The sequence below is a fragment of the Mycobacterium sp. 852014-52450_SCH5900713 genome, from assembly GCF_001667075.1.
Lineage (GTDB): Bacteria > Actinomycetota > Actinomycetes > Mycobacteriales > Mycobacteriaceae > Mycobacterium.
On the sequence record NZ_LZIL01000078.1, the window covers coordinates 144,881 to 168,035 of the forward strand.

At 69.1% G+C, this 23,155-nt stretch carries 22 protein-coding genes; 10 read left to right on the forward strand and 12 right to left on the reverse strand.

What is annotated here, in order from left to right; genetic code table 11:
* Positions 1 to 41: 41 nt before the first annotated feature.
* Positions 42 to 1,334 (forward strand): lytic transglycosylase domain-containing protein, encoded by a 1,293-nt coding sequence (locus tag A5773_RS23750; RefSeq protein ID WP_067792906.1) that lies wholly within the window; start codon positions 42 to 44, stop codon positions 1,332 to 1,334.
* A gap of 36 nt (positions 1,335 to 1,370) precedes the next feature.
* Positions 1,371 to 2,516 carry an Mrp/NBP35 family ATP-binding protein gene (locus tag A5773_RS23755; RefSeq protein WP_156664263.1) on the forward strand — a complete coding sequence of 382 codons (1,146 nt, stop codon included), beginning with the start codon at positions 1,371 to 1,373 and terminating at the stop codon, positions 2,514 to 2,516.
* Between the two features lie 50 nt (positions 2,517 to 2,566).
* Here the strand turns inward: A5773_RS23755 and tatB are convergent, their stop codons facing one another.
* From tatB to sigE, 4 genes are all read right to left on the reverse strand, one after another.
* Entirely contained in the window at positions 2,567 to 2,968 is a 402-nt protein-coding gene (gene tatB / locus A5773_RS23760; RefSeq protein WP_066952906.1) for a Sec-independent protein translocase protein TatB, read from the reverse strand.
* On the reverse strand, positions 2,969 to 4,483 hold the full coding sequence (locus tag A5773_RS23765; protein ID WP_066952905.1) for a S1C family serine protease: 1,515 nt from the start codon (positions 4,481 to 4,483) through the stop codon (positions 2,969 to 2,971). It abuts the gene before it with no gap.
* A 187-nt stretch (positions 4,484 to 4,670) separates the two neighbouring features.
* Entirely contained in the window at positions 4,671 to 5,069 is a 399-nt protein-coding gene (gene rseA / locus A5773_RS23770) for an anti-sigma E factor RseA (RefSeq protein ID WP_066952904.1), read from the reverse strand.
* A gap of 131 nt (positions 5,070 to 5,200) precedes the next feature.
* The gene (gene sigE, locus A5773_RS23775) at positions 5,201 to 5,962 is read right to left on the reverse strand and encodes an RNA polymerase sigma factor SigE (protein ID WP_066952902.1); all 762 of its coding nucleotides are present in this window, start codon (positions 5,960 to 5,962) and stop codon (positions 5,201 to 5,203) included.
* A 202-nt stretch (positions 5,963 to 6,164) separates the two neighbouring features.
* Here sigE and A5773_RS23780 point away from each other — a divergent pair, with 202 nt between their 5' ends.
* The 6 genes from A5773_RS23780 to A5773_RS23805 all read left to right on the forward strand — a co-directional run bounded on the left by A5773_RS23780 (position 6,165) and on the right by A5773_RS23805 (position 12,638).
* Positions 6,165 to 6,833 carry an O-methyltransferase gene (locus tag A5773_RS23780; protein ID WP_067793073.1) on the forward strand — a complete coding sequence of 223 codons (669 nt, stop codon included), beginning with the start codon at positions 6,165 to 6,167 and terminating at the stop codon, positions 6,831 to 6,833.
* 224 nt (positions 6,834 to 7,057) lie between these two features.
* The gene (locus A5773_RS23785; RefSeq protein ID WP_066952900.1) at positions 7,058 to 7,696 is read left to right on the forward strand and encodes a TetR/AcrR family transcriptional regulator; all 639 of its coding nucleotides are present in this window, start codon (positions 7,058 to 7,060) and stop codon (positions 7,694 to 7,696) included.
* Complete coding sequence (locus A5773_RS23790) at positions 7,686 to 8,600, forward strand: ABC transporter ATP-binding protein (RefSeq protein ID WP_067793079.1); 915 nt, start codon at positions 7,686 to 7,688, stop codon at positions 8,598 to 8,600. The genes A5773_RS23785 and A5773_RS23790 overlap by 11 nt, the downstream gene beginning before the upstream one ends.
* A complete protein-coding gene (locus A5773_RS23795; RefSeq protein WP_156744944.1) occupies positions 8,597 to 10,240 on the forward strand; it encodes an ABC transporter permease in 1,644 nt (547 codons plus the stop codon). The genes A5773_RS23790 and A5773_RS23795 overlap by 4 nt, the downstream gene beginning before the upstream one ends.
* A gap of 7 nt (positions 10,241 to 10,247) precedes the next feature.
* On the forward strand, positions 10,248 to 10,922 hold the full coding sequence (locus A5773_RS23800; RefSeq protein WP_066952898.1) for an isoprenylcysteine carboxylmethyltransferase family protein: 675 nt from the start codon (positions 10,248 to 10,250) through the stop codon (positions 10,920 to 10,922).
* A 30-nt stretch (positions 10,923 to 10,952) separates the two neighbouring features.
* Positions 10,953 to 12,638, forward strand: coding sequence for a CocE/NonD family hydrolase (locus tag A5773_RS23805; RefSeq protein ID WP_067792909.1), 1,686 nt, complete (start codon positions 10,953 to 10,955; stop codon positions 12,636 to 12,638).
* 9 nt (positions 12,639 to 12,647) lie between these two features.
* Here A5773_RS23805 and glgC read toward each other — a convergent pair whose 3' ends face one another.
* Complete coding sequence (gene glgC / locus A5773_RS23810) at positions 12,648 to 13,862, reverse strand: glucose-1-phosphate adenylyltransferase (RefSeq protein ID WP_066952894.1); 1,215 nt, start codon at positions 13,860 to 13,862, stop codon at positions 12,648 to 12,650.
* A gap of 158 nt (positions 13,863 to 14,020) precedes the next feature.
* Here glgC and glgA point away from each other — a divergent pair, with 158 nt between their 5' ends.
* On the forward strand, positions 14,021 to 15,184 hold the full coding sequence (gene glgA, locus A5773_RS23815; protein ID WP_066946049.1) for a glycogen synthase: 1,164 nt from the start codon (positions 14,021 to 14,023) through the stop codon (positions 15,182 to 15,184).
* A 22-nt stretch (positions 15,185 to 15,206) separates the two neighbouring features.
* On the opposite strand, the gene A5773_RS23820 is transcribed toward glgA, so the two are convergent.
* The 7 genes from A5773_RS23820 to A5773_RS23850 form a co-directional block, all read right to left on the reverse strand.
* On the reverse strand, positions 15,207 to 15,380 hold the full coding sequence (locus A5773_RS23820) for a DUF3117 domain-containing protein (RefSeq protein ID WP_003878471.1): 174 nt from the start codon (positions 15,378 to 15,380) through the stop codon (positions 15,207 to 15,209).
* Positions 15,381 to 15,582: 202 nt separating this feature from the next.
* Positions 15,583 to 16,161, reverse strand: coding sequence for a DNA-3-methyladenine glycosylase I (locus A5773_RS23825; RefSeq protein ID WP_067792912.1), 579 nt, complete (start codon positions 16,159 to 16,161; stop codon positions 15,583 to 15,585).
* A 2-nt stretch (positions 16,162 to 16,163) separates the two neighbouring features.
* Entirely contained in the window at positions 16,164 to 16,511 is a 348-nt protein-coding gene (locus A5773_RS23830; RefSeq protein ID WP_066946054.1) for a DivIVA domain-containing protein, read from the reverse strand.
* Positions 16,512 to 16,561: 50 nt separating this feature from the next.
* The gene (locus tag A5773_RS23835) at positions 16,562 to 17,566 is read right to left on the reverse strand and encodes a glucosyl-3-phosphoglycerate synthase (RefSeq protein ID WP_067792915.1); all 1,005 of its coding nucleotides are present in this window, start codon (positions 17,564 to 17,566) and stop codon (positions 16,562 to 16,564) included.
* Positions 17,563 to 18,387, reverse strand: coding sequence for a dihydropteroate synthase (folP, locus tag A5773_RS23840; protein WP_232001987.1), 825 nt, complete (start codon positions 18,385 to 18,387; stop codon positions 17,563 to 17,565). The genes A5773_RS23835 and folP overlap by 4 nt, the downstream gene beginning before the upstream one ends.
* 141 nt (positions 18,388 to 18,528) lie before the next feature.
* A complete protein-coding gene (fadD6, locus tag A5773_RS23845) occupies positions 18,529 to 20,313 on the reverse strand; it encodes a long-chain-acyl-CoA synthetase FadD6 (RefSeq protein WP_067261305.1) in 1,785 nt (594 codons plus the stop codon).
* 68 nt (positions 20,314 to 20,381) lie between these two features.
* On the reverse strand, positions 20,382 to 20,945 hold the full coding sequence (locus tag A5773_RS23850) for a TIGR00730 family Rossman fold protein (protein WP_066946066.1): 564 nt from the start codon (positions 20,943 to 20,945) through the stop codon (positions 20,382 to 20,384).
* Between the two features lie 60 nt (positions 20,946 to 21,005).
* Between A5773_RS23850 and A5773_RS23855 the strand changes: the two genes are divergently transcribed.
* A complete protein-coding gene (locus A5773_RS23855; protein ID WP_066946069.1) occupies positions 21,006 to 23,123 on the forward strand; it encodes an AAA family ATPase in 2,118 nt (705 codons plus the stop codon).
* Positions 23,124 to 23,155 lie beyond the last annotated feature (32 nt).

Sequence of the window (23,155 nt, forward strand, 5' to 3'; positions counted from 1 at the left end):
CTGAGAAGCAGTTGACCAGCTCACATACCTAGGACGGTCGAGTGCGCATAGGGGGACGCCGGGGTGCACACCCGGCCGCCGCGGCGGAGCGGCAACGAGCACTTCAGGTAACACGCACGCGTGCGTTCGGGGTCGCGACCATCACCCCGTTGATTTTCGCCGGAGCAGTGAGCGGAGCGGCGCCTTCGCTTCCCGAAAAACTCCCTCCGGTGCACGCGAACATCACCCCGGTGGCCGCGGTGTCCCCTAGCATCCCCGACCTCTCCGGGCCCGCCGTCGTCCCCATCGACCGTTCCCCGGCCGCTTTCCACGTAGCCGAACCCGCCTTGTCGGCACCACCGCCAGCGATGATCGTGAATGCGCCTGGGGCGCTTGGCATCCCGAGCATCGCGCTGGCGGCCTATCGCAGTGCCGAGCAAAAGATGGCCGTGGCCGCCCCGAACTGCGGCGTCAGCTGGAACTTGCTGGCGGGGATCGGACGCATCGAGTCGGGGCATGCGGGCGGCGGCGCCGTTGACGCGCGCGGCACCGCCGTCGTCCCGATCTACGGCCCCTCGTTGGACGGCACGCTGCCGGGCAACGAGGTCATCCTGCAGAGCAGCACCGGCAACCGCCCCACCTATGCCCGCGCGATGGGACCGATGCAATTCTTGCCGGGCACCTGGGCGCGATACGCGTCCGACGGCAAAGGCGACGGCGTGGCCGATCCGCAGAACCTGTTCGACTCCACCCTGGCGGCGGCCCGCTACCTGTGCAGCGGCGGCCTCAATCTCCGCGACCCGTCGCAAGTGATGGCCGCGATCCTTCGCTACAACAACTCGATGGCCTACGCGCAGAACGTGCTGGGCTGGGCCTCGGCGTACGCCACCGGGGTGGTTCCGGTCGACCTGCCTCCGATGACGGGTCCGCCGCCTCCGCTCGGCGACGGCTTCCTCGAGCACCCCGAGGGACTCGGCCCCAACCTGCCGATGAACGTCAACGGGCTGCCGGTGGACGATCCCCTGGCGCGCGTGCCGCTGATCGACCTCGGCCAACCGCAGAGCGCCGGTCCACCGCCGATGTTCCCGTGGATGACCCCCACCCAACAGCAGGCCCCGACGCGGCAGCCCGGCTGCACGGTGATCTGCGTCGGCTCCCAGAACCCGCCGCCCGCCGCCCCACCGTGGGCGCCGCCGCAGGCCCCACCCCCCCCCCCGCCGCAGGGCCCACCGCCTGCCCCGGACCCGCAGGCGGCCCCGCCCGCCGTTGCACCCCCGGCCGCACCGGCGCCCAAGCCGGCCGGCCCGCCAAACGCGGCGGCGCCGAAGCAGCCGGGTCCCGCTACGGGCGGCTGACCAGCCGACAACGTCACGCGCCTACACTCGGCGGTGATGTCCCCTCATGACACTGCCGACCTGAGCGCAGCAATCCGCACCGCACTGGGGAAGGTGATCGACCCCGAGTTACGGCGCCCGATCACCGAACTCGGAATGGTCAAGAGCATTGACACCGAGCCCGACGGCGGCGTGCACGTGGCGATCTACCTGACCACCGCCGCCTGTCCGAAGAAGACCGAAATCAGCGAGCGGGTCACCCAGGCCGTCTCCGACGTTCCAGGCACCGGGGCCGTGAAAGTCACCCTCGACGTGATGAACGACGAGCAGCGCACCGAACTGCGCAAGCAGTTGCGCGGCGACGCCCGCGAGCCCGTCATCCCCTTCGCCCAGCCGAACTCGCTGACGCGGGTCTATGCGGTCGCGTCCGGGAAGGGCGGGGTGGGCAAGTCCACCGTCACGGTCAACCTCGCCGCCGCGATGGCGGCCCGTGGACTGTCCGTCGGCGTACTCGACGCCGACATCCACGGCCATTCCATCCCCCGCATGATGGGCACCACCGACCGCCCGACCCAGGTCGAGTCGATGATCCTGCCGCCGATCGCCCACGAGGTGAAGGTCATCTCGATCGCCCAGTTCACCGAGGGCAACACACCCGTGGTGTGGCGCGGGCCCATGCTGCACCGGGCGTTGCAACAGTTCCTGGCCGACGTCTACTGGGGCGACCTGGATGTCCTGTTGCTGGATCTGCCGCCGGGCACCGGCGACATCGCCATCTCGGTGGCTCAGCTGATCCCGAGCGCCGAGCTCATGGTCGTGACGACGCCGCAGCTGGCCGCCGCCGAGGTCGCCGAGCGGGCGGGCAGCATCGCGATGCAAACCCGGCAGCGCATCGCCGGCGTGGTGGAGAACATGTCGGGCCTCACGCTGCCGGATGGCTCGACGATGCAGGTGTTCGGCGAGGGCGGCGGCCGTCAGGTGGCCGAACGGTTGTCCCGCGCGGTCGGTGCCGACGTGCCGCTGCTGGGTCAGATCCCGCTGGACCCCGCGTTGGTGGCCGCGGGCGATTCGGGGACCCCGATCGTTTTGAGCGCGCCGGACTCCCCGGCGGGCAAGGAACTGCGCAGCGTGGCCGACAACCTGTCGTCGCGACGGCGCGGATTGGCAGGCGTGTCGCTCGGGCTCGATCCGACGCGGCGCTAGGCCACGGGGCGACCCATCGCCCGGCTTCGCTGCGCGCTGCGATCGCCGCGCTAGGTCGCGTCGGCGTCGAAGGGTGCCGGTCCCGGGGCGTGCGTCTGGGGCGCTGTCGACGGCTCCGACGGAGCGGCGGGCACCCCATTGACCGCCGGGCCCGGCCTGTCAAAGTTCCCGGTGAGGAAGGAATCGTCGCCGTCCAGCAGGTGCTTGGTCAGCGCGGCGCGCGGCGTCATCCCCCGCAGCCTCTGCAATTCGCTCAGCGGAACGCGCAGATCGTCGAACTCGGGCCCGAGGTCTTCGCGCAGCTGGGTGGTCACCCCGCTGAGGTAGTCCCGGGCCTGCCGCAGCGCGGTCGACGTCCAGCGGATGGCCCCGGGAAGTCGCTCCGGCCCGAGGACCACCAGCCCGACCACGACGAGGACCAGGATGTGCTCCCAGCTCAGGCTGCCGAACATTTAGCTGCCGTCGGGGTCGGGCTTGACGGTCAGGGTGACATGCCGGCCGTCGCGGACTACCTCGATCGGTGAGTCCTGGCCGATGGTCAGCTGGCGCACGGCGACGACGAACTCGTCGGAGTCGGCGACCCCGCGGTTACCGACCTTGACGATGACGTCGTTCTCCAGGATGCCGCCCTTCTGCGCGGGGCTTCCCGCCTTCACGTTGGCAACCTGGGCGCCGGAGGCGATGGCGTTGCTCACCGACCGGGTGCTGATGCCGAGCGTCGGGTGCACGATCTTGCCGTCTTTGATAAGCGTGTCGGCCACCGTCTTCGCCTCGTCGATCGGAATCGCGAAACCCAGCCCACTTGCGCTGTCGGACAAGGACTTACCCGCGGTGTTGATGCCGATCACCTGCGAATCCATGTCGATCAGCGGGCCTCCGGAGTTGCCGTGATTGATCGACGCGTCGGTCTGCAGAGCGTCGATGACGGTGTCGGTGTCGGAGCCCTCGCCCGATAGCGGGACGGGACGGTGCAGCGCACTGATGATGCCGTGGGTCACGGTGCTGCGCAGACCGAGCGGCGCACCCGCCGCAAGGACCTCGTCGCCGACGCGCACCTTGTCCGAGTCACCGAACCGGGCCACGCTCAGATTGTCGACGTTGTCGACCTTGAGCACGGCAAGGTCGGTCTTGGGGTCGCGCCCCACCAGATTGGCGGGCACTTCCTTGCCGTCGTTGAACACGACGGTCGTCTTGAACTGGCTGGGGTTGTTGGCCGCCTCGGAGATCACGTGGTTATTGGTGATGATGTAGCCGCGACCGTCGACCACCACGCCGGAGCCCTGCAAGCCCTCCTGGTCGCTCTTGGACTCGATGGTCACCACCGCGTTGGCGGTCGCCGCGGCCACCTTGGCGAAGCGACCCGCCGGCCCTTCACCGTTGCCGTTGGTCGACAGCGTCACCTTCGAGGTGGTGAACGCCTCGGCGACCTCGGCCGTCTTGCGGCCGACCACCCCGCCGATCACCCCGATGAGCAGCGCGATCAGCAGCAAGACCAGCAGCGCCAGGTAGGACACCTTGCCGCCGAAGAGCACGTCGCGCACGCCGAGCTTGCCGCCGTAGCCCCGCGGCCCTCGCGGCCCCGATGGGGCGACGGCCGGAGTGCCCAGCGCCGCGGCCGCCGACGGGTCTCGCCAGGGATCGTCGAGCTCGTCCGTCTCGGCACCGTTTTTCTCCGCCGCCAGCGCACCGGCGTCGACCGGGTGGCGCTGCAGCGAGTCGGGACTGCCGACCGGGCGACTGAACGCCTCCTGCAGGACCGGATCAGCCGGTTCTTCGTGCGGCCGGAAGTCGGTCTGTTCGCGATACTTCTGCGGGCGGACGCGGTCGGCCACGAAGGATCCGCGCAGCCCGTCGGGACGGCTGAACAGTTGACGCGATGCGGGGTCGACCGGCGGACGGGAGATGGGGCGCGGCGCTAAGCGGTTGCCGCTGTTCTTGCCGCTGTCGTTGCCTTGATCGGAGGTCACGTTACCCCTTTGGATCCTCTTCTTGAGCGCTCGAGACAGGCCCTTCACCGGGCGATATACCCGACACCGGCGTGGCCGTGTCCACCCTAGTATCCACGGTTCGGCGCCGGCCGCCCATGAGCGCGCGGGCGGGGTGCGCAAAAGTCGGCGGGATCAACCATGGGGAGTTCGGCCAGAGGGTGTCGAGCTACGGACGCTTGCGCTGCTCACGGGCGTCGCGCTCAGCAAAACGGTCGGACGACCTGGTGGTCATGTCATCGGGCGAATCATAGGGAATCTCAGCGAGCATTCCGAGCAGCGTGCTGGGTATACGGATCGGATGCGAGTCGCGCAGCGCCGCACGGGCCCGGCTCTGATCGTCGACCTCGGCCGCGCACTCGGGGCACAGCGACAGGTGGTGCGCCGCCCGAAGGTGCGCGTTCATCCGCAGCTCACCGTCGACGAACGCCGCGATGGCTTCGACGGAAAGGTGCTCGGTCGAACCGAACTGGCGCGGCGCGCCGACGGGCGCATCGCTCTGGGAGGCGAACTGTGCGGGAAGCCAGGAGAACGCGCGGCGGAAGAGATGTCCTCCTCGATCGGGCATCACCGGGTCCTTTCGTAGCGCCTACCCCTCGAATGTAGCGCGAGGGGTGCGCAATAGCGCATCTCAAGACCACAAAACCGCTGGCTCACATCCGGGCGGCGACCCGCTGTGTCGATTCGGGAGTTCGCCGGCTACGCCGGCTCCGCGTGCAGTGCACCCCGGCCGGCGCCTGGATGGGCGGCCAGGTAGTCGCGAAGCGCCTGACGTCCGCGGTGGATGCGGCTGCGTACGGTCCCGAGCTTCACGCCCAGCGTCGCGCCGATCTCCTCATAGGACAGGCCTTCGATGTCGCACAGCACGACGGCGGCGCGGAACTCCGGCGGCAGCGAATCCAAAGCCGCCTGCAGGTCCGGCCCGAGCCGTGAATCGTGGTAGATCTGCTCGGGGTTGGGCTCGTCCGCGGGCACCCGCTCGTAATCCTCGGGCAGCGCCTCCATCCGGATCCGGGCGCGCCGGCGGACCATGTCGAGGAACAGGTTGGTGGTGATGCGGTGCAACCAGCCTTCGAACGTTCCGGGCTGATAGTTCTGCACGGACCGGAACACCCGGATGAAGGTCTCCTGGGTGAGGTCCTCGGCGTCGTGCTGATTGCCGGAGAGGCGGTAGGCCAGCCGGTATACCCGGTCGGCATGCTGACGCACCAACTCGTCCCACGAGGGCATCGTGGACTTGTCCCCGGTCGCGTCGAATACCGCGGTGCCCTGCAAGCCGTCGGACGCCTCCACCCACTCGTCCGTGGGGCAGTCCTGCGCGTGCGGCATGCTGGTCGGGCCCAAAAGCGTGGTGATGATCGAATCCTCCGAATCCGTCCTGCCGAAGAGCGACAAATCGTCACCGGCGGCAACACGTAGCCGCCAGTCCGTATTCCCGTGCGCACGCGCTCCGCGATCCATAGGGACACCGTCGCGTATCGGCGTATGTGCGGTATATGAACAGTCTGAGCTGAGGCTGAGAAACCGTATCGTTACCAGCGCTGTCCAGGAGATATCCGCCGCGGCGTGAGCTTAAACGCAGCGACCTCGCCGGGCGTGTCGTAACGGTGCAGCTTAGGCGCGCCATGCCGGGGTGCGCACCGAAGTGGAATACGCTGCGGGCATGGACGGCACCGACGCAGAAACCCCCGGCCAGCCGGCGCCCAGTCGAGCCGAATCCCTGTTCGCGCACGCCGAGGGGTCGATCTCCGAAGACTCGTTGCTGGCGGCCGCTCGCGAGCGTGCCGTGGACATCGGCGCGGGCGCGGTGACGCCCGCGGTGGGTGCGCTGCTGAGCCTGCTGACCAAGCTCAGCGGCGGGAAGGCCGTCGCGGAGGTGGGCACCGGCGCCGGGGTCAGTGGGTTGTGGTTGCTCTCCGGCATGAGCGACGACGGCGTCTTGACGACGATCGACATCGAGCCCGAGTATCTGCGGCTCGCCAAGCAAGCCTTCTCCGAAGCCGGCATCGGGCCGTCGCGCACCCGGCTGATCAGCGGCCGGGCCCAAGATGTCCTCACCCGCCTCGCCGACGAGTCCTACGACCTGGTGTTCGTGGACGCGGACCCGGTTGACCAGCCGGACTACGTCGTCGAGGGCGTGCGGCTGCTGCGACCCGGCGGCGTCATCGTGGTACACCGCGCGGCCCTCGGCGGGCGAGCCGGCGATCCCGCCGCCCGCGACGCCGAGGTGGTCGCGGTGCGGGAAGCTGCGCGACTCATCGCCGAGGACGAGCGGCTCACCCCGGCCCTGGTTCCGCTCGGCGACGGCATTTTGGCCGCCGTGCGCGACTGATCTGGCGGTGGCGACCCGCCGCGCCCGGCGACGCCGCGCTCGCGATCGCCACTGACCCGATGGTGGCGACCCGCCGCGCCCGGCGACGCCGCGCTTGCGATCGCCACTGACCCGATGGTGGCGACCCGCCGCGCCCGGCGACGCCGCGCTTGCGATCGCCTTTATGAATTCTTGACTCGCTACCTCCTTGACTTGAGACTGAACGTGCGTTTAATGTCCTGAACATGCGTTCAGCCGACCTGACCGCCGCCGCCCGGATCCGGGACGCGGCCATCGAGCAGTTCGGCGAGTCCGGGTTCGGCGTGGGGCTGCGCGCGATCGCCGAGGCGGCGGGGGTGAGCGCCGCGCTGGTCATTCACCACTTCGGCTCCAAGGAGGGACTGCGCAAGGCGTGTGACGATTACATCGCCGACGAGATCCGCAACAGCAAGTCCGAGACGATCAGGTCGAACGACCCGGCAACCTGGTTCGCGCAAATGGCCGAGATCGAGAGTTACGCCCCGATGATGGCGTACCTGGTACGCAGCATGCAGACCGGTGGCGACCTCGCGAAGATGTTGTGGCGCAGGATGATCGACAACGCCGAGGAGTACATGGAGGAAGGCGTGCGGGCCGGGACGATCAAGCCCAGCCGCGATCCGAAAGCCAGGGCCAAGTATCTCGGCATCACCGGAGGCGGGGGCTTCCTGCTCTATCTGCAGATGCACGACACACCAACCGATTTGCGCGCGGTCCTGCGTGACTACTCCAGAGACATGATCCTGCCCGCGCTCGAGATCTACACCGAAGGACTGATGGTCGACCGCACCATGTATGACGCATTCCTGGCCGCAGATGATCAAGGAGAAAACCATGCCAGTTGACAAGATCGCGCCCATCGAAATTCACCATCTGACAAAGAACTTCGGAGCGGTGCGGGCGCTGGACGGCCTGGACCTCACCGTGGGCGAAGGCGAAGTGCACGGCTTCCTCGGCCCCAACGGCGCCGGGAAGTCGACGACCATCCGCATCCTGCTGGGTCTGGTCAAGGCGGACGGCGGCAGCGTGCGGCTGCTGGGCGGCGACCCGTGGACCGACGCGGTCGCCCTGCACCGCCAGATCGCCTATGTGCCCGGCGATGTCACGCTGTGGCCGACGCTGACCGGTGGTGAGACCATCGACCTGCTGGCCCGGATGCGCGGCGGCATCGACCGCAAGCGTCGCGACGAGCTGATCGAGCGCTTCGCCCTCGATCCACACAAGAAGGCGCGGACCTATTCGAAGGGCAACCGGCAAAAGGTCTCGCTGATCTCCGCCTTCTCGTCGCGGGCCCGCCTTTTGCTGTTGGACGAGCCCAGCAGCGGCCTGGACCCCTTGATGGAGAACGTCTTTCAGCAGTGCGTTGCCGAGGCGCGCGACCGCGGCGCGACGGTGTTGTTGTCCAGTCACATCCTCGCCGAGACCGAAGCGCTGTGCGAAAGGGTGACCATCATCCGGGCCGGCAAAGCCGTCGAGAGCGGGACCCTGGACTCGATGCGGCATCTCAGCCGCACCTCGATCAAGGCCGAAATGACCGGCGATCCCGGGGACCTCACTCGCATCAAGGGGGTCGAGGACGTCACCGTCGAGGGCACCATCCTGCGCGCTCAGGTCGACGGCGAAAGCCTCGGGGAACTCATCCGGGCACTCGGCGACGCCGGCGTGCGCAGCCTCGTCAGCCAGCCGCCGACGCTCGAGGAACTCTTCCTGCGCCACTACGACACGGCGGACCAGGTTTCCGCATCATGAGCACCGCAACCTTGGATCGCTCAAACCGCCCGGCGTACCCCGCGCCGCAACGCGGTTCGAACTTCGCCGGAACGCTGGGGATGCTGCGGCTCTACTTGCGCCGCGACCGAATCTCGCTGCCGCTGTGGGTGTTCCTGCTGTCGGTGCCGCTGGCAACGGTGTACGTCGGCAGCATCGAAAAGGTCTACCCCACCCAGGCCGCCCGGGCCGGCTTCGCCGCTTCCATCATGGCCAGCCCGGCGCAGCGCGCGCTCTACGGACAGGTCTACAACGACAGCCTTGGCGCCGTTGGCATTTGGAAGGCAGGGATGTTCCACCTGCTGATCGCGGTGGCCGTCATCCTGACCGTCATCCGGCACACCCGGGCCGACGAGGAGGCGGGCCGAACCGAACTCGTGGACTCGACCGCCGTCGGCCGCTATGCCAGCCTCACCGCCGCGCTGCTGTTGTCGTTCGGGGCCTCCATCGCCACCGGCGTGATCGGTGCGGCGGGACTGCTCACCACCGACGTCCCCGCCGGTGGGTCGCTCGCGTTCGGTGCGGCGCTGGCCTGCTCCGGCCTGGTGTTCGCCGCCGTCGCCGCGGTGACCGCGCAACTGTCCCCGAGCGCGCGGTTCGCGCGCGGCGCCGCGTTCGCGGTTCTGGCGGCCGCCTTCACGCTGCGCGCCGTCGGTGACGCCGGTTCCGGTGCGCTGTCGTGGCTTTCGCCACTGGGGTGGTCCTTGCAGGTCCGGCCGTACGCCGGCGATCACTGGTCCGTATTGACGCTGCATCTGACGACAGCCGTGGCGCTCACCGCGGTGGCATACCGGCTGCTCGCCGGCCGTGACGTCGGTGCCGGGCTCTTTGCCGAACGCCCCGGCCCCGGCTCGGCCGCGCCCGCGCTGGGCAATGTGTTCGGGCTGGCCTGGCGATTGGACCGTGGTGCGCTCCTGCTCTGGACCGTGGGGCTGTGTCTGTATGGCGTCTTGATGGGCAGTGTGGTGCACGGCATCGGCGACGAGCTCGGAGGCAGCGACGCCGCCCGCGACATCGTCGTCCGGATGGGCGGTACCAGCGCCTTGGAGGAGGCCTTCATCGCCGTCGCGTTCACGATGATGGGGATGGCGGCCGCCGCATTCGCCGTCTCGCTGACGCTGCGATTGCACCAGGAGGAAGCGGGCCAACGCGCCGAAGCGACGCTGGCCGGTGCGGTGTCGAGAGCCCGCTGGCTGGCGAGCCACCTGCTGGCGGCATTGGTCGGATCCTCGGTGGCGATGCTGGTCAGCGGTTTGGCCGGCGGCCTGGTCTACGGCGCCGCCGCCGGCGACGTCGGCGGCAAGGTGGCTGTCGTGGTGGCAAGCGCGGCCGTGCAACTGCCCGCAGTCTGGTTGTTGTCCGCGGTGACGGTCGGCTTATTCGGCCTGGCACCACGATTCACGCCCGTGGCTTGGGGTGTTCTGGTGGGATTCATCGCCCTATACCTGATCGGTTCGTTGGCCGGGTTCTCGCAATGGTTGCTCGACCTGGAACCGTTCGCCCACATTCCCCGGGTCGGCGCGGGTTTCACCGCCACGTCACTGCTGTGGCTATTGGCCATTGACGCCGCACTCGTTACCCTCGGTGTCATGGGCTTCCGACGCCGCGATCTGCGTGGTTAGGAGCGCTGTGAAAACCGGTCTTCGCGTGACGGTGCAATCGATCTGGGGAATCCTCTCTTTCGGCTTGATCCTCTTCCTGCCCGCCGGCACGTTGCGTTATTGGCAGGCATGGGTTTTCATCGCCGTGTTCATGGCGGCAACGATCGTCCCCGTCGTCTACCTGGCGCGCAACAATCCCGCGGCCCTGCAGCGCCGCATGAAGGCGGGCCCGCGGGCCGAACCCCGGGCGGCCCAGAAATTCATCATCACCGGCTCGTTCCTGGTCCTATTCGCGGCGATGGTGCTCAGCGCGGTCGATCACCGGTTCGGCTGGTCGTCCGTGCCGGCGTGGCTGTCCGTGCTCGGCGATGTCCTGGTGGCGGCGGGGCTCGGGATCGCCATGCTGGTGATCGTCCAAAACGGTTACGCCGCGGCCACTATCACAGTGGAGTCAGGCCAGACACTGGTGTCCGATGGCTTCTATCGATTCGTGCGCCACCCCATGTATGTCGGGAACGTGGTCATGATGATCGGCATGCCGTTGGGGCTCGGCTCCTACTGGGCGTTGCTCTTGGTCATCCCGGGCTGCATCCTGCTCGCCCTCCGCATCCTCGACGAGGAAACGCTCCTCACCCAGGAGTTGACCGGGTATCGCGAATACCGGCAACGGGTGCGCTATCGGTTGGTTCCCTACATCTGGTAACGGCCGGGCCGACGCGCCTAGGGTATTCGCGTGGCCCGAAATCCCGCGCCCGCGCGAGATCGGCCGTGGCGACGCCCCGGCGCGCTCCGGTACGCGATGAGCCGGATACGCGGCGTCGCCAAGCCACCCGTCACGGTGACCGATCCACCGGCCGACCTTGACGTCGAACGCGATGTAGGCGTGCCGACGCGCGACGGAACGGTATTGCGGGTCAACGTTTTCCGGCAGTGCGATACCGGTGCTCGACCGGTGATTCTGAGCATCCACCCCTACGGCAAGGACAATCTGCCGAGGCGGCGCGGCAACAGGTGGACGTTCTCCATGCAGTACCGGATCCTGCGCCAGCCGCGACCGGTGCGCTTCTCGGCGCTGACCGGCTGGGAGGCGCCCGATCCCGCGTGGTGGACAGCGCAGGGCTTCGTCATGGTGAATGCCGATTCGCGCGGCTGTGGTCGCTCCGACGGAAACGGGCGCCTGTTGTCGCGCCAGGAGGCCGAGGACACCTACGACCTGGTGCAGTGGATCGCCGGACAGCCATGGAGCGATGGACGCGTCGTCATGCTCGGGGTGTCGTACCTGGCCATCAGCCAGTACGCGGTCGCCGCGCTGCAGCCGCCGGCACTACGGGCGATCTGCCCGTGGGAAGGCTTCACCGACGCCTACCGTGACCTGACCTTCCCGGGCGGCGTTCGCGAGACCGGGTTCACCAGGGTGTGGTCGCGAAACGTGCGACGCGACACCCGGCAGGCCTACGACCTGGAACGGATGCAGGACGCCCACCTCTTGCGCGATGAGTTCTGGCGTTCGCTGGTCCCGGACCTCTCCGCGATCAAGGTGCCCATGCTGGTGTGCGGCAGCTTCTCCGACAACAACCTGCACAGCCGCGGCTCCATCCGCGCGTTCACGCACGCCGGCTCCAGCCACGCCCGCCTCTACACCCACCGCGCCGGCAAGTGGGCGACCTTTTACTCCAAGCCCGCGCTGACCGAGCAATTGCGGTTCTTCCGCGGAGTGCTGGACGGGGTGCCCGCTTCCCGCAGCGTCCGCCTCGAGGTCCGCGAAGACCGCGACACCGTCGCAGCAGTGCGCGAAGAGGCCGAATGGCCGCTGGCGCGCACCCATTGGCGCCCAATGTATTTGGCCGAGGGTGGACTGCTGACCGCCCAGCGGTCATCGGAGGAAAGTGGCATCACGTTCGGAACCCGCTCCGGCGCAGCAGCTTTCAGCTGGACCGTCCCGGCGGATATCGAGCTGACCGGCCCGATGGCGGCGCGGCTGTGGATCGAGCTGGACGGCTGCGACGACGCCAACCTGTTCGTCGGCGTGGAGAAGTGGCGTGACGGACGGTTTGTCGCATTCGAAGGCTCCTATGGCTACGGCCGCGATCGGGTGAGCACCGGTTGGCAGCGAGTCTCGCTGCGTGCGCTGGACGCCGATCTTTCGCGGCCGTGGGAACCCGTCGCGGCGTGCACAAACCCGCGACCCGTCGCCGCGCACGAGGTCGTCGAGGTCAACGTGGCGCTGGGCCCGTCCGCGACACTGTTCCGCGCCGGTGAGCAGCTGCGCTTGGTGGTCGCAGGGCGCTGGTTGTCCCCGAGGAACCCGCTCACCGGCCAGCTCCCCGCGGCCTATGCCGGCTCGCCGCGCGGCCGCGTCAAGCTGCACTGGGGCCCGCGCTACGACGCGCATCTGCTGATCCCGGAGATCCCCGGGTAGCACGGGGCACTAAATCCAGACGCCCTTGCCCACCGCGACCACACCGCCCGCGCTTATCGCGAAGCGCTCCCGGTCCTTCTCGAGGTCCACGCCGACCATCTCGCCGGGCCCGACGACGACGTTCTTGTCCAGGATGGCGTGGCGTACCACCGCGCCCCGGCCGACCCGGGCGCCGGGCATGATCACGCTGCCCTCCACGATCGCGCCGTCATCGACCACGACGTTGGACGACAGCACCGAGTTGCGCACCGAAGCCGCCGAAATAATGCTGCCGGCGCCGACGACCGACTCCTGGGCCGAGCCGCCGTTGACGAACTTGGCCGGTGCCAGGTTCTCCGACTCACCGCGGATCGGCCAGCGCTTGTTGTAGAGGTTGAACACTGGATGCACCGAGACCAGGTCCATGTGCGCGTCGTAGAACGCGTCCAGCGTCCCCACGTCACGCCAGTAACCCCGGTCGCGATCGGTCGCGCCCGGCACCTCGTTGTCCTTGAAGTCGTAAACCGCGGCCATCCCGTCGCCCACCAAGCGCGGAATGATGTCACCGCCCATGTCGTGATCCGAATGGTCGTCGTCGGCGTCGGCGCGAATCGCGTCGATGAGCACCTTGGTGGTGAAGATGTAGTTGCCCATCGACACGAACGTCGCCTCGGGGTCATCCGGTGTGCCGGGCGGGTCCAACGGCTTCTCCACGAATTCGCGGATGCGGCCGGAATCGTCGGCGTCGATACACCCGAATGCGGTGGCCTCTCCGCGCGGCACGCGGATGCCGGCCACCGTCGCGCCGGCCCCGCTTTCGATGTGGAAGTGGACCATCTGCTCGGGGTCCATCCGATAAACGTGGTCGGCGCCGAAAACGACTATGTAGTCGGGGTCTTCGTCGTAGATCAGATTGAGCGATTGGTAGATCGCGTCGGCGGAGCCGGTGTACCAGCGGGGGCCCAGGCGCTGCTGCGCGGGCACGGGGGTGATGTACTCACCGGCCAGACCGGAAAGCCGCCAGTTCTGCGAAATGTGACGGTCCAGTGAATGCGACTTGTACTGGGTGAGAACGCAGATCCTCAAGTAGCGCGCGTTGACGAGGTTGGAGAGCACGAAGTCGATCAGCCGATAGGCGCCGCCGAAGGGAACCGCGGGCTTGGCCCGATCCGCGGTCAGCGGATACAGCCGCTTGCCCTCACCGCCGGCCAGGACAATGCCCAGCACGTGTGGCGCTTCCCTCATGGTTCAAACCTATCGGCCGTCGCGAGGCGCTGCCAGAGGGACGGCGCTATTGGCGGTGTTCTGCGGCTGTCCGTCAAGGTATTTGGTCCGCCGGGCCGCTCACCGATTGCCCGGCCCCCGACTCGCGCTCCTCGTTGCGACCGAACTACCGTGCGGGTATGCGGGTGGCGATGATGACTCGGGAATACCCACCAGAGGTCTACGGGGGAGCCGGTGTACATGTCACGGAACTGGTCGCCCAGCTGCGCCGATTGTGCGCGGTCGACGTGCATTGCATGGGTGCGCCGCGGCCGAACGCCATCGTGCACCAGTCCGATCCGCGCTTGCACAGCGCCAACCCGGCGCTGTCGACATTGTCCGCGGACCTGATGATGGCCAACGCCGCGTCGGCGGCCACCGTCGTGCATTCGCACACTTGGTACACCGGCATGGCCGGTCACCTGGCGGCGCTGCTCTACGACATCCCCCATGTTCTGACGGCGCATTCGCTCGAGCCGCTGCGGCCGTGGAAGGCCGAACAGCTCGGCGGCGGCTACCAGGTGTCGACGTGGGCGGAGCGCACCGCGGTGCAGGCGGCGGACGCCGTCATCGCGGTCAGCTCCGCGATGCGCGAAGACATCCTGCGCGTCTACCCCGCCCTGGATCCCAGCGTCGTGCACGTCATCCGCAATGGGGTGGACACCGACGTCTGGCATCCCGCCGGGCCGACGCATACCGGGTCTGTGCTGGCCGAACTCGGCGTCGACCCCGACCGGCCCACGGTGGCATTCGTCGGCCGGATCACCCGCCAGAAGGGCGTCGCCCACTTGGTGGCGGCGGCGCACCAGTTCGACCCCGAGGTCCAGGTGGTGTTGTGCGCGGGCGCCCCCGACACCCCCGAGATTGCCGAGGAAATTCGGTCCGCGGTGGCGCGGCTGGCCCACGATCGGCAGGGCGTGTTCTGGATCAGAGAGATGCTACCGATCGGCGAGATACGTGAAATATTGTCGGCGGCAACGGTTTTCGTCTGCCCCTCGGTGTACGAGCCGCTGGGCATCGTGAACCTGGAGGCGATGGCATGCGCGACGGCCGTGGTGGCATCCGATGTCGGCGGGATACCCGAGGTGGTCCTCAACGGGGTGACCGGTTCGCTGGCGCATTACGACGCCGGTGACCCGGCGGGTTACCAGACCAGACTGGCCGAAGCGGTTAACGCGCTCGTCGCCGACCCGGAAAAGGCGAGGCGTTACGGCGAGGCGGGACGCCAACGCTGCATAGAGGAATTCTCCTGGGCCCGCGTCGCCGAGCAAACCCTGGATATCTACCGAAAGGTGTGTGCGTAGCCCCGCGGTCCGCTGGCAGGCCTTAGCTGGAGCTCGTGACACCCTTGAGTTCGTCACCGAGGGCGGCGGCTTCGTCGGGCGTCAGCTCGACGACTAGTCGACCACCTCCCTCAAGTGGTACCCGCATCACGATGCCGCGCCCCTCCTTGGTTGCTTCCAGAGGACCGTCGCCGGTCCGGGGCTTCATCGCCGCCATCGAGTGCTCCCTCCAAATTCGAGCTGGTCCGCCGTTGCGGACCTGGTCGGCGCCGAGCATGCCCCGCCAGCGATTTTCCAGCCATACCCGACATCGAACTGCCAAATCACCCCTCTATTGTTCCCTATCCAGGTCACGAGTTGAACAAAGACCCGGTTCTGCGGGCCTGGGGGCCGCTGAACGCCGATTGCCCGGCCGCGTGTCACCGGGGGGAAGGCACCCAACAACCCCGGATATGGTCGTCGACCATGCCGGTCGCCTGCATCAGCGCATAAGCGGTGGTGGGCCCGACGAAGCGGAACCCGCGCCGCTTGAGCTCGCGCGCCATGGCCTTCGATTCCGGTGTCGCCGAGGGAACTTCGGAGCCATCCGCCGGCCTGGGGCGCGGTGCGGGCGCAAAAGACCACAGCAGGTCCGCGAGCTGCGCCGAGGTTCCCAGCTCGGCGGCGGCACGCGCGTTGGCGATGGTCGCGTCGATCTTGGCCCGGTTGCGCACGATTCCGGTGTCCGCCATCAACCGCTGCACGTCCGCATCGGTGAAGCCGGCGACCTGCTCGAAATCGAACCCCGCGAATGCGCGCCGGAAATTCTCCCGTTTGCGCAAGATGATCAGCCACGACAGCCCGCTCTGGAACGCCTCCAGGCTCATCCGCTCGAACAGCGCCACCCCGTCGTGCACCGGGCGGCCCCACTCCTGGTCGTGGTAGTCGCGGTACAACTCGAAATCAGGTCCGGGCCGAATGGCCGCCCAGCTGCACCGAACCAGCCCGTCATCGCTCACATCTAGTCCTGACGATCCTCGCCGTCCTCGGGTTCCACGGGTTGGGAATCGTCCTCGGCGGCCGCGGGGGCGGGCACGGCGGCGAGCTGGCCGCGTAGCGCCTCGAGCTCTCGGGCGAGCCGGTCCAGCACCCAGTCCACCTCGCTGGTCTTGTATCCGCGCAACGCCTGGGTGAACTTGACTGCGTCGACGTCCGCGCCGGTCACCCCGTAGGCGGGCAAGACGGTCGCGGTCGTCCCGCGGGGCAGGGGCGGCAGCTGCTCACCGCGACCGAACAGCAGACTCGCCGCGCCGAACAGCACGATCGCAACCAGCACCAGCACCACCAGGTAAAGCAACACCAACGCCACGTCGTCGATCCTGCCCTATGCCACCGACAGCGCGACCATGCAGCGCGGCTTTAGCGCGGCCTCAGGACCTTCATCGGCGGACGGTCCGCCAGCGACACCGGCGATGTGTGCTGGGCGTAGCTCTGACCATCGGGCCCCTCGGGGCCAACGGCGAAGAACTGCGTCAATCCGACCCCGGAATCGGGAATCCCGCAGCGCGAGAGCAGGGTCGCGATGACCTGGCGGCTCATCGCACCCAACTCGGCCAGCGGCCGGTTGCGGTGCGCGCGCACTCCCAAGTTGACCTGGGCGATGGCGCCCAGGCCCAACCGGTCGAAAGTGTCCAGCAGCAGGCCGATCTCGACGCCGTAGCCCGGAGCGAACGGCACCGACGTCAGTAATTCGCGGGTCGCCGCGTACTCCCCGCCGAGCGGCTGCAGGATGCAACCCAGCTCCGGCCGCAGCGCCGCGAGCAGCGGCCGGGCCACCAGCTCGGTGACCCGCCCGCCGCCGGTGGCGCCCGCGGCGCCCCCGACGTCGCCGACCTGTAGCGGCCGCCGGTAGAAGCTCTTGACCAGGTGGACGCCGTCGCCCATGAGCAGCGGCCCGACCAGCCAGGGCACGAACATCGGGTTCGGGTTGATCAGGTCGGAGTCGACGAACACGACGATGTCACCGCTGGTGGCCGCCAGCGAGCGCCACAGCGCCTCGCCTTTTCCGGGCCGGATCGGCACCTCGGGCAACGCCTGCTCGCGGCTGACGACCCGGGCGCCGGCGGCGACGGCGCGGATCTCGGTGTCGTCCGTCGAGCCGGAATCCAGCACGATCAGCTCGTCCACCAGCCCCCCAGAGCCTTTGACCAGGGGCGAGATGCTTTCGACCACGGATTGGATGGTTTGTTCTTCGTTGAGGGCCGGCAGCACCACCGAGATGGTTCGCCCCGCCTTCGCGGCCTCGAGCTCGGCGACCGTCCAGCTCGGACGGTTCCAGCTGCGATCGGACAGCCAGGTATCACCGGGCCGGGCGGCCAGCACCGCGTCGTCGGTGAGGTCGCCGACCAGGTCGGATGCCGTCATGCCAGCCCCCTCACCGTGCGGGCCGGCGGGCGGGATCCCTGGATGGAGGCCACCATCTCCAGCACCCGTCGGGTAGCGGCGACCTCGTGCACGCGAAACATGCGGGCACCGGTGGCGGCCGCCAGCGCGGTGGCCGCCAACGTTCCCTCGAGCCGCTCGGTCAATTCCACCCCCAAAGTCTCCCCGACGAAGTCCTTGTTACTCAAAGCCATGAGAACGGGCCATCCGGTGTTAACAAGATCGCCCAGGCGGCGCAACAGCAGCAGCCCGTGGAAGGTGTTCTTGCCGAAGTCGTGGGCCGGGTCGATCAGCACCCGGTCGCGGGCCACCCCGCAGGCGACCGCGCGCTCCGCGGCGCCGGTGACCTGGCGAATAACGTCGTCGACCACGCCGCGGGTGGTGGTTCCGTAGCTCACCCGGAACGGTCGCGTGCGGGGCAGCGCCCCGCCGGTGTGCGAGCACACCAGGCCCGCACCGAACTCCGCGGCGACCTCGGCCAGGCCCGGGTCGATGCCGCCCCAGGTGTCGTTGATCAGGTCCGCCCCGGCCGCGCAGGCCACCCTGGCCACCTCGGAGCGCCAGGTGTCGACGCTGATCAGCTGGTCCGGATAGGCGCCGCGCAACCATTCGATGAACGGGACCAGACGGGTCAGCTCGGTTTCGGCATCGACCTCCTGGCCCGGGCCCGCCTTGACCCCGCCGACGTCGATGACGTCGGCGCCCTCGGCGATGGCGCGGTGCGCTGCGGCCCGGGCGGCCTCGTCGCCGAAGGTCGCACCCTTGTCGTAGAACGAGTCGGGGGTGCGGTTGACGATCGCCATGATCAGCGGGCGATCACCGGCGACCGGACGGCCACACAAGGTCGATTGCACTTGTCTATGGTGCCTGGTCTGGTCCGCGAGCGTGCGGCCAGCCGCACACTGGACGCCGAACGTGCGGCAGGCCGCACACTCGACGCGGGCTCAGCCCTGCGGGCGCTTCCCGTCGGCCACTTCGTCGGGGTATTCGTCGTAGTACGGCACGTAACCCTCGTCGCGGCCGGCCAGCACGTACAGCGGGTCCTTGATGTCGGGCCCGTAGGCCTGCTCGCGCAGCTCCACCTTGCGGCTCTTGAACGTCGTGGTGTGCTCCAGCGACTTGACCACCCGCACGAACAGCGGCAGTGCGTAGGCGGGCAGCTGGCCGTACACGGCGCGGGCCAGCGACTTGCCGTCGAACTCCGCGCCGTCGCGCAGCTTGACCGCGGCCATGCCGGCGCGGCCGCCGGTGCGGGGGATTTCGACCCCGAACACCGTGCATTCCTCCACGGATTCGTCGGACGCCAGCGCCGCCTCCACCTGCGTGGTGGCGACGTTCTCGCCTTTCCATCGGAACGTGTCGCCGAGGCGGTCGACGAACGCGGCGTGCCCCATGCCCTGCGGGCTCATCACGTCACCGGAGTTGAACCACACGTCGCCCTCACGGAACGCGTTGCGCACCAGCTTCTTTTCGCTCGACTCCTTGTCGGTGTAGCCGTCGAACGGCTGCAGCCGATTGACGCGGCTGAGCAGCAGGCCGGGCTCCCCGGGGGGCACCCGGCGTACCCGCCCGTCGTCGTCGCGCAACGGGGCGCCGGTGTCGGGGTCGTACTCCACGTAGGCCAACGGCATCGGGAAGACGCCGGTCGTCCGGGGCACGTTGAAGACGTTGATGAACGCGGTGTTGCCCTCGCTGGAGGCGTAGAACTCGCAGACGCGCGGGATGTCGAACCGATTCGTGAACTCGTCCCAGATCTCGGGTCGCAGCCCGTTGCCGGCGATCACCCGCACCTGGTGCGCTCGGTCGGTGGCCTTGCGCGGCTGGTTGAGCAGGTACCGGCAGATCTCGCCGATGTAAATGAACGCCGTGGCTTCGGCGGCGATGACCTCGTCCCAAAACTTCGACGCCGAGAACGACTTGCCCAGCGCCAGCGTCGCCCCGGAGTTGATCACCGACGACAGCGCGACCGTCAGCGCGTTGTTGTGGTACAGCGGCAGGCAGCTGTAGAGCGTGTCGGAGCTCTTCAATCGCAGCCCGATGCCCCCGAACGCCGCGAGCGCCTTCAGCCACCGCAAGTGGGTCATCACGCTGGCCTTGGGGAATCCCGTTGTGCCCGAGGTGAAGATGTAGAAGGCGGTGTCCCTGGCCTGCACGGCCGATACCGACGCGGGGTTGGTGGCCGGTGCGCTGGCGGCGAAGCGCTCCAGGTCCTCCACGGTCATGGTCTCGGTGTCGCCCGACCCGCCGCACTCGGCCACCGCGCTGACCAGGTCCGTCTCCGCGACCAACACCTTGGCCTTGAGCAGGCCCAGGCTGTGCGCCAGCACCTCACCGCGCTGGTGGTAGTTCAGCATCCCGGCGACCGCGCCGCACTTGACCGCGGCCAGCATGGTCAGCACCGCGTTGGGCGAGTTGCGCAGCATGATCGCGACGACGTCGCCGTGGCCGACGCCGTGCGCCGCCAGCACCGCGGCGTACCGGTTTGCGGCGGCGTTGGCGTCGCGGTAGGTCAGCTGCTGGTCGCCGAACCGCAAGAAGATCCGATCGCCGTAGCGGGCCGCGCGTTCCTGAAACACCGTTCCGATGGATTTCTTCGAACCCGGCTGGGCCAGGAGGCCGGTCATCGCCCCGCGCATGATCACCGGCATGTCGGCCAGCAGGCCCGGCGCCCGAGATGCGATATCGGTCAGTTTGACCGCCGTGCGCGCTCCGCCGTCGTGATCGGACAAGTCATCCCTCGTTTCCTGTAAGCAACTCGGCGGACAGCCTAGTAGGGATCACCAGATTGCCGGCGGGCTCAATCGGGCGCACACGCCTCCACGGCGGCGCTCACCTTGTCGACCAGCATCAACCGGTCCATCGCCTGCTGCGAGATGTACCCGCTGTCGAGCAGTCCGCACAGCCAGAGCCACAGGCCTTCGTAATGCCCCAGGGGATCGAGCATGACGACGGGTTTGCGGTGCAGGCCGAGGTAGCCCGTGGTCCACGAGTCCAGCAACTCGTCGAGGGTGCCGACGCCCCCGGGCAGCACGATGAACGCGTCGGCGCGCTCTTCCATCACGTGTTTGCGCTCATGCATCGTCTCGGTGACGATCAGCTCGTCCGCTTCGGGGTCGGCGATCTCGACGCGCATCAGAACCTGCGGGATGACGCCGACGGTCCGGCCGCCGCGGGCGCGCGCCGCGGTTGCCACCGCGCCCATCGCCGACACCCGGCCGCCGCCCCACACCAGCGTCCAGCCGCGCTCGGCGATCGCCTCGCCGAGTTCGGCAGCGACCGCGAGCAATTCGGGATGCTCCGGGCCGGACGCGCAGTACACACACACCGCCCAGTCGCCTGACGACTCGCGTTCCGAGCGCATACAACGAAACGTAGACCAAGCTTGCTGCGGGCCGCACACCGCGCGCAATAAAATCCGGCGATGCCGATTCGATGGAACGTTCCCCAGCACGCGTCGGCCCTCGAGCGGCTCAACGCCGCGCTGACGGACGGGCGGGGCGCCGCCGTGCTGGGGCCGGACGGCTGCGGCAAATCCACGTTGGCCCGAACGGCCGCCGAAGGCTTCGGCCACCGGCACCCCGGCACGCGCATCCGCTGGGTCACCGGCACCCCGACCGAACGGGCGGTGCCGTTCGGCGCGTTCAGCCACCTGGTACGGATCGCCGACCTCGGCAAACCGGCCGCGCTGTTGCGCGCGGCCCGGGCGTCGCTGGACGGTGACGACCTGCTGCTGGTCGTCGACGACGCCCACGACCTGGACATCCTGTCGGCCACGCTGGTGTACCAGCTCGCGCTGGCGGGCTCGGCCAGGATGATCGTCACCGGCCGCGCCGACTCGGCTCCCGAAGCCATCGCGGCGCTGTGGGCAGACGGGCTGCTCCCCCGGATCGACATCGAACCGCCGGGCGGGATGACCACACCGGCCGAGGTCGACGCTTTCCTCGCCGAAATGCCACCGGGGGCCCGGTCGGTGCTGGACTATCTCGCCGTCGCGGAGCCGCTGTCGCTCGCCGATCTGAGCGTCCTCACCGGCGCGGACGCGATCGGCGAGGCGACGGATTGCGGGGCGGCGGAAACGCGGGCGCGCGGCGGAGCGTCGGACGACCCGGTGGTGTACACGGCCCACCCGCTGTTCGCCGAGCGAGCGCGGGCCGCGCTCGGCGGCGACGGCGCCCGGCAACGACGCACCGAGTTGGTGCGGCTGCTGTCGCAGCATCCGTCGGACCACCTCAGCGACCGGCTCCGGTTGGCGGCCCTCGCCCTGGACAGCGACGCACGCCAGCCGACGGCCGAGGTGGTCGGCGCCGCGCAGGAGGCGCTGCGGCTGGGCGACCTGGCCCTCGGCGAACGGTTGGCCTCCTCCGCGCTGGAGCGCTCGGGCGGGTTGGCGGCGCGGCTGGCGCTGGCACACGCGCTGGCGTGGCAGGGTCGCGGCCGCGAGGCGGACGCGGTGCTGGCCGGCGTGGACCCCGCCGCGTTGACCGAAGCCGCCCTGATGGACTGGACGCTGTTGCGCGCGGCCAACCAGTTCTGGATGCTCAGCGAGCCCGAGCGGGCCACCGCGTTCTTGCGGACGATCCGCAATCGCGTCTCGGATCCGGGCGCGCGCACCACGCTGGACGCGTTGAGCGCCACGTTCGCGATGAACGCCGGCAACGTCGGGCACGCCGTGAAAGTCGCGGACGAGGTGCTCGCCGCCCCAGAAGCCGACGACCAGGCGGTGGCGTGGGCGGCCAGCGCGGCGGCGTTGTGCGCGGCGCGCCAGGGCCGCTTCGGCGACGTCGAGCCGCTGGCCCAGCGCGCCCTGGCCGCCGAACATCCCGGGTTGCTGCGCTTCACGATCGGGCTGGGGCAGACCACCGCGTTGTTGATGGCGGGCCGGCTCGACGCCGCCCGCGAACTCGCCCAGCAATTCACCGATTTCGCCGAGTTGCAGCAGCCGGGCCGCGCGATCGGTGACGTGCTGCTGGCCCACGTGCTGCTCGCCGACGGCGAATTCGCCCAAGCTGCAGCGCTCCTGGGCCCGGCGGCCGCAACGTTGCAACGCACCGGCTATTCGTGGGGTCCGCTGTCGTTGACGCTGCTGGCCACCGCGCTGGCCCAGCAGGGCGATATCGCCGCCGCGGGAAAGGCGTTGGGCCGGGCCGAATCCCGGCACGGAACCAAGTCGGCGCTGTTCGCACCGGAACTCGGTGTCGCGCGGGCATGGCGGCTGGCGTCGATGCGCGACGGCCACGGCGCGGTGGCGGCCGCCCGTGACGCCGCCCGGATGGCCGAGCGCGGGGGGCAGCGGGCGGTGGCGGTGCGCGCCTGGCACGAGGCCGTGCGGCTCGGTGACATCCGAGCGGCGGATCCGCTGGCCCGGCTCTGTGACGAGATCGACTGCGCCGCAGGGAAACTCGCACTCTCCCACGCCCAGGCGCTGGCGGCCGGCGACGGCGCGGCGCTGCTGACGGTGTCGGGCGACCTGGCGGAGGTCGGCATGCGCGCGGCATCCGCCGACGCCGCCGCGCAGGCGCAGCGGTGCGGGGCCGCCTAGCCGCCCAGCGTCACGCCAGCGTGACCGGCGGC

Coding starts and splice junctions, on each gene's coding strand:
- A5773_RS23755 (WP_156664263.1), top strand. CDS start 1,371: ATGTCCCCTCATGACACTGCCGACCTGAGCGCAGCAATCCGCACCGCA.
- tatB (WP_066952906.1), bottom strand. CDS start 2,968: ATGTTCGGCAGCCTGAGCTGGGAGCACATCCTGGTCCTCGTCGTGGTC.
- rseA (WP_066952904.1), bottom strand. CDS start 5,069: ATGCCCGATCGAGGAGGACATCTCTTCCGCCGCGCGTTCTCCTGGCTT.
- sigE (WP_066952902.1), bottom strand. CDS start 5,962: ATGGATCGCGGAGCGCGTGCGCACGGGAATACGGACTGGCGGCTACGT.
- A5773_RS23780 (WP_067793073.1), top strand. CDS start 6,165: ATGGACGGCACCGACGCAGAAACCCCCGGCCAGCCGGCGCCCAGTCGA.
- A5773_RS23785 (WP_066952900.1), top strand. CDS start 7,058: ATGCGTTCAGCCGACCTGACCGCCGCCGCCCGGATCCGGGACGCGGCC.
- A5773_RS23790 (WP_067793079.1), top strand. CDS start 7,686: ATGCCAGTTGACAAGATCGCGCCCATCGAAATTCACCATCTGACAAAG.
- A5773_RS23795 (WP_156744944.1), top strand. CDS start 8,597: ATGAGCACCGCAACCTTGGATCGCTCAAACCGCCCGGCGTACCCCGCG.
- glgC (WP_066952894.1), bottom strand. CDS start 13,862: ATGAGGGAAGCGCCACACGTGCTGGGCATTGTCCTGGCCGGCGGTGAG.
- glgA (WP_066946049.1), top strand. CDS start 14,021: ATGCGGGTGGCGATGATGACTCGGGAATACCCACCAGAGGTCTACGGG.
- A5773_RS23820 (WP_003878471.1), bottom strand. CDS start 15,380: ATGGCGGCGATGAAGCCCCGGACCGGCGACGGTCCTCTGGAAGCAACC.
- A5773_RS23835 (WP_067792915.1), bottom strand. CDS start 17,566: ATGACGGCATCCGACCTGGTCGGCGACCTCACCGACGACGCGGTGCTG.
- folP (WP_232001987.1), bottom strand. CDS start 18,387: ATGGCGATCGTCAACCGCACCCCCGACTCGTTCTACGACAAGGGTGCG.
- A5773_RS23850 (WP_066946066.1), bottom strand. CDS start 20,945: ATGCGCTCGGAACGCGAGTCGTCAGGCGACTGGGCGGTGTGTGTGTAC.
- A5773_RS23855 (WP_066946069.1), top strand. CDS start 21,006: ATGCCGATTCGATGGAACGTTCCCCAGCACGCGTCGGCCCTCGAGCGG.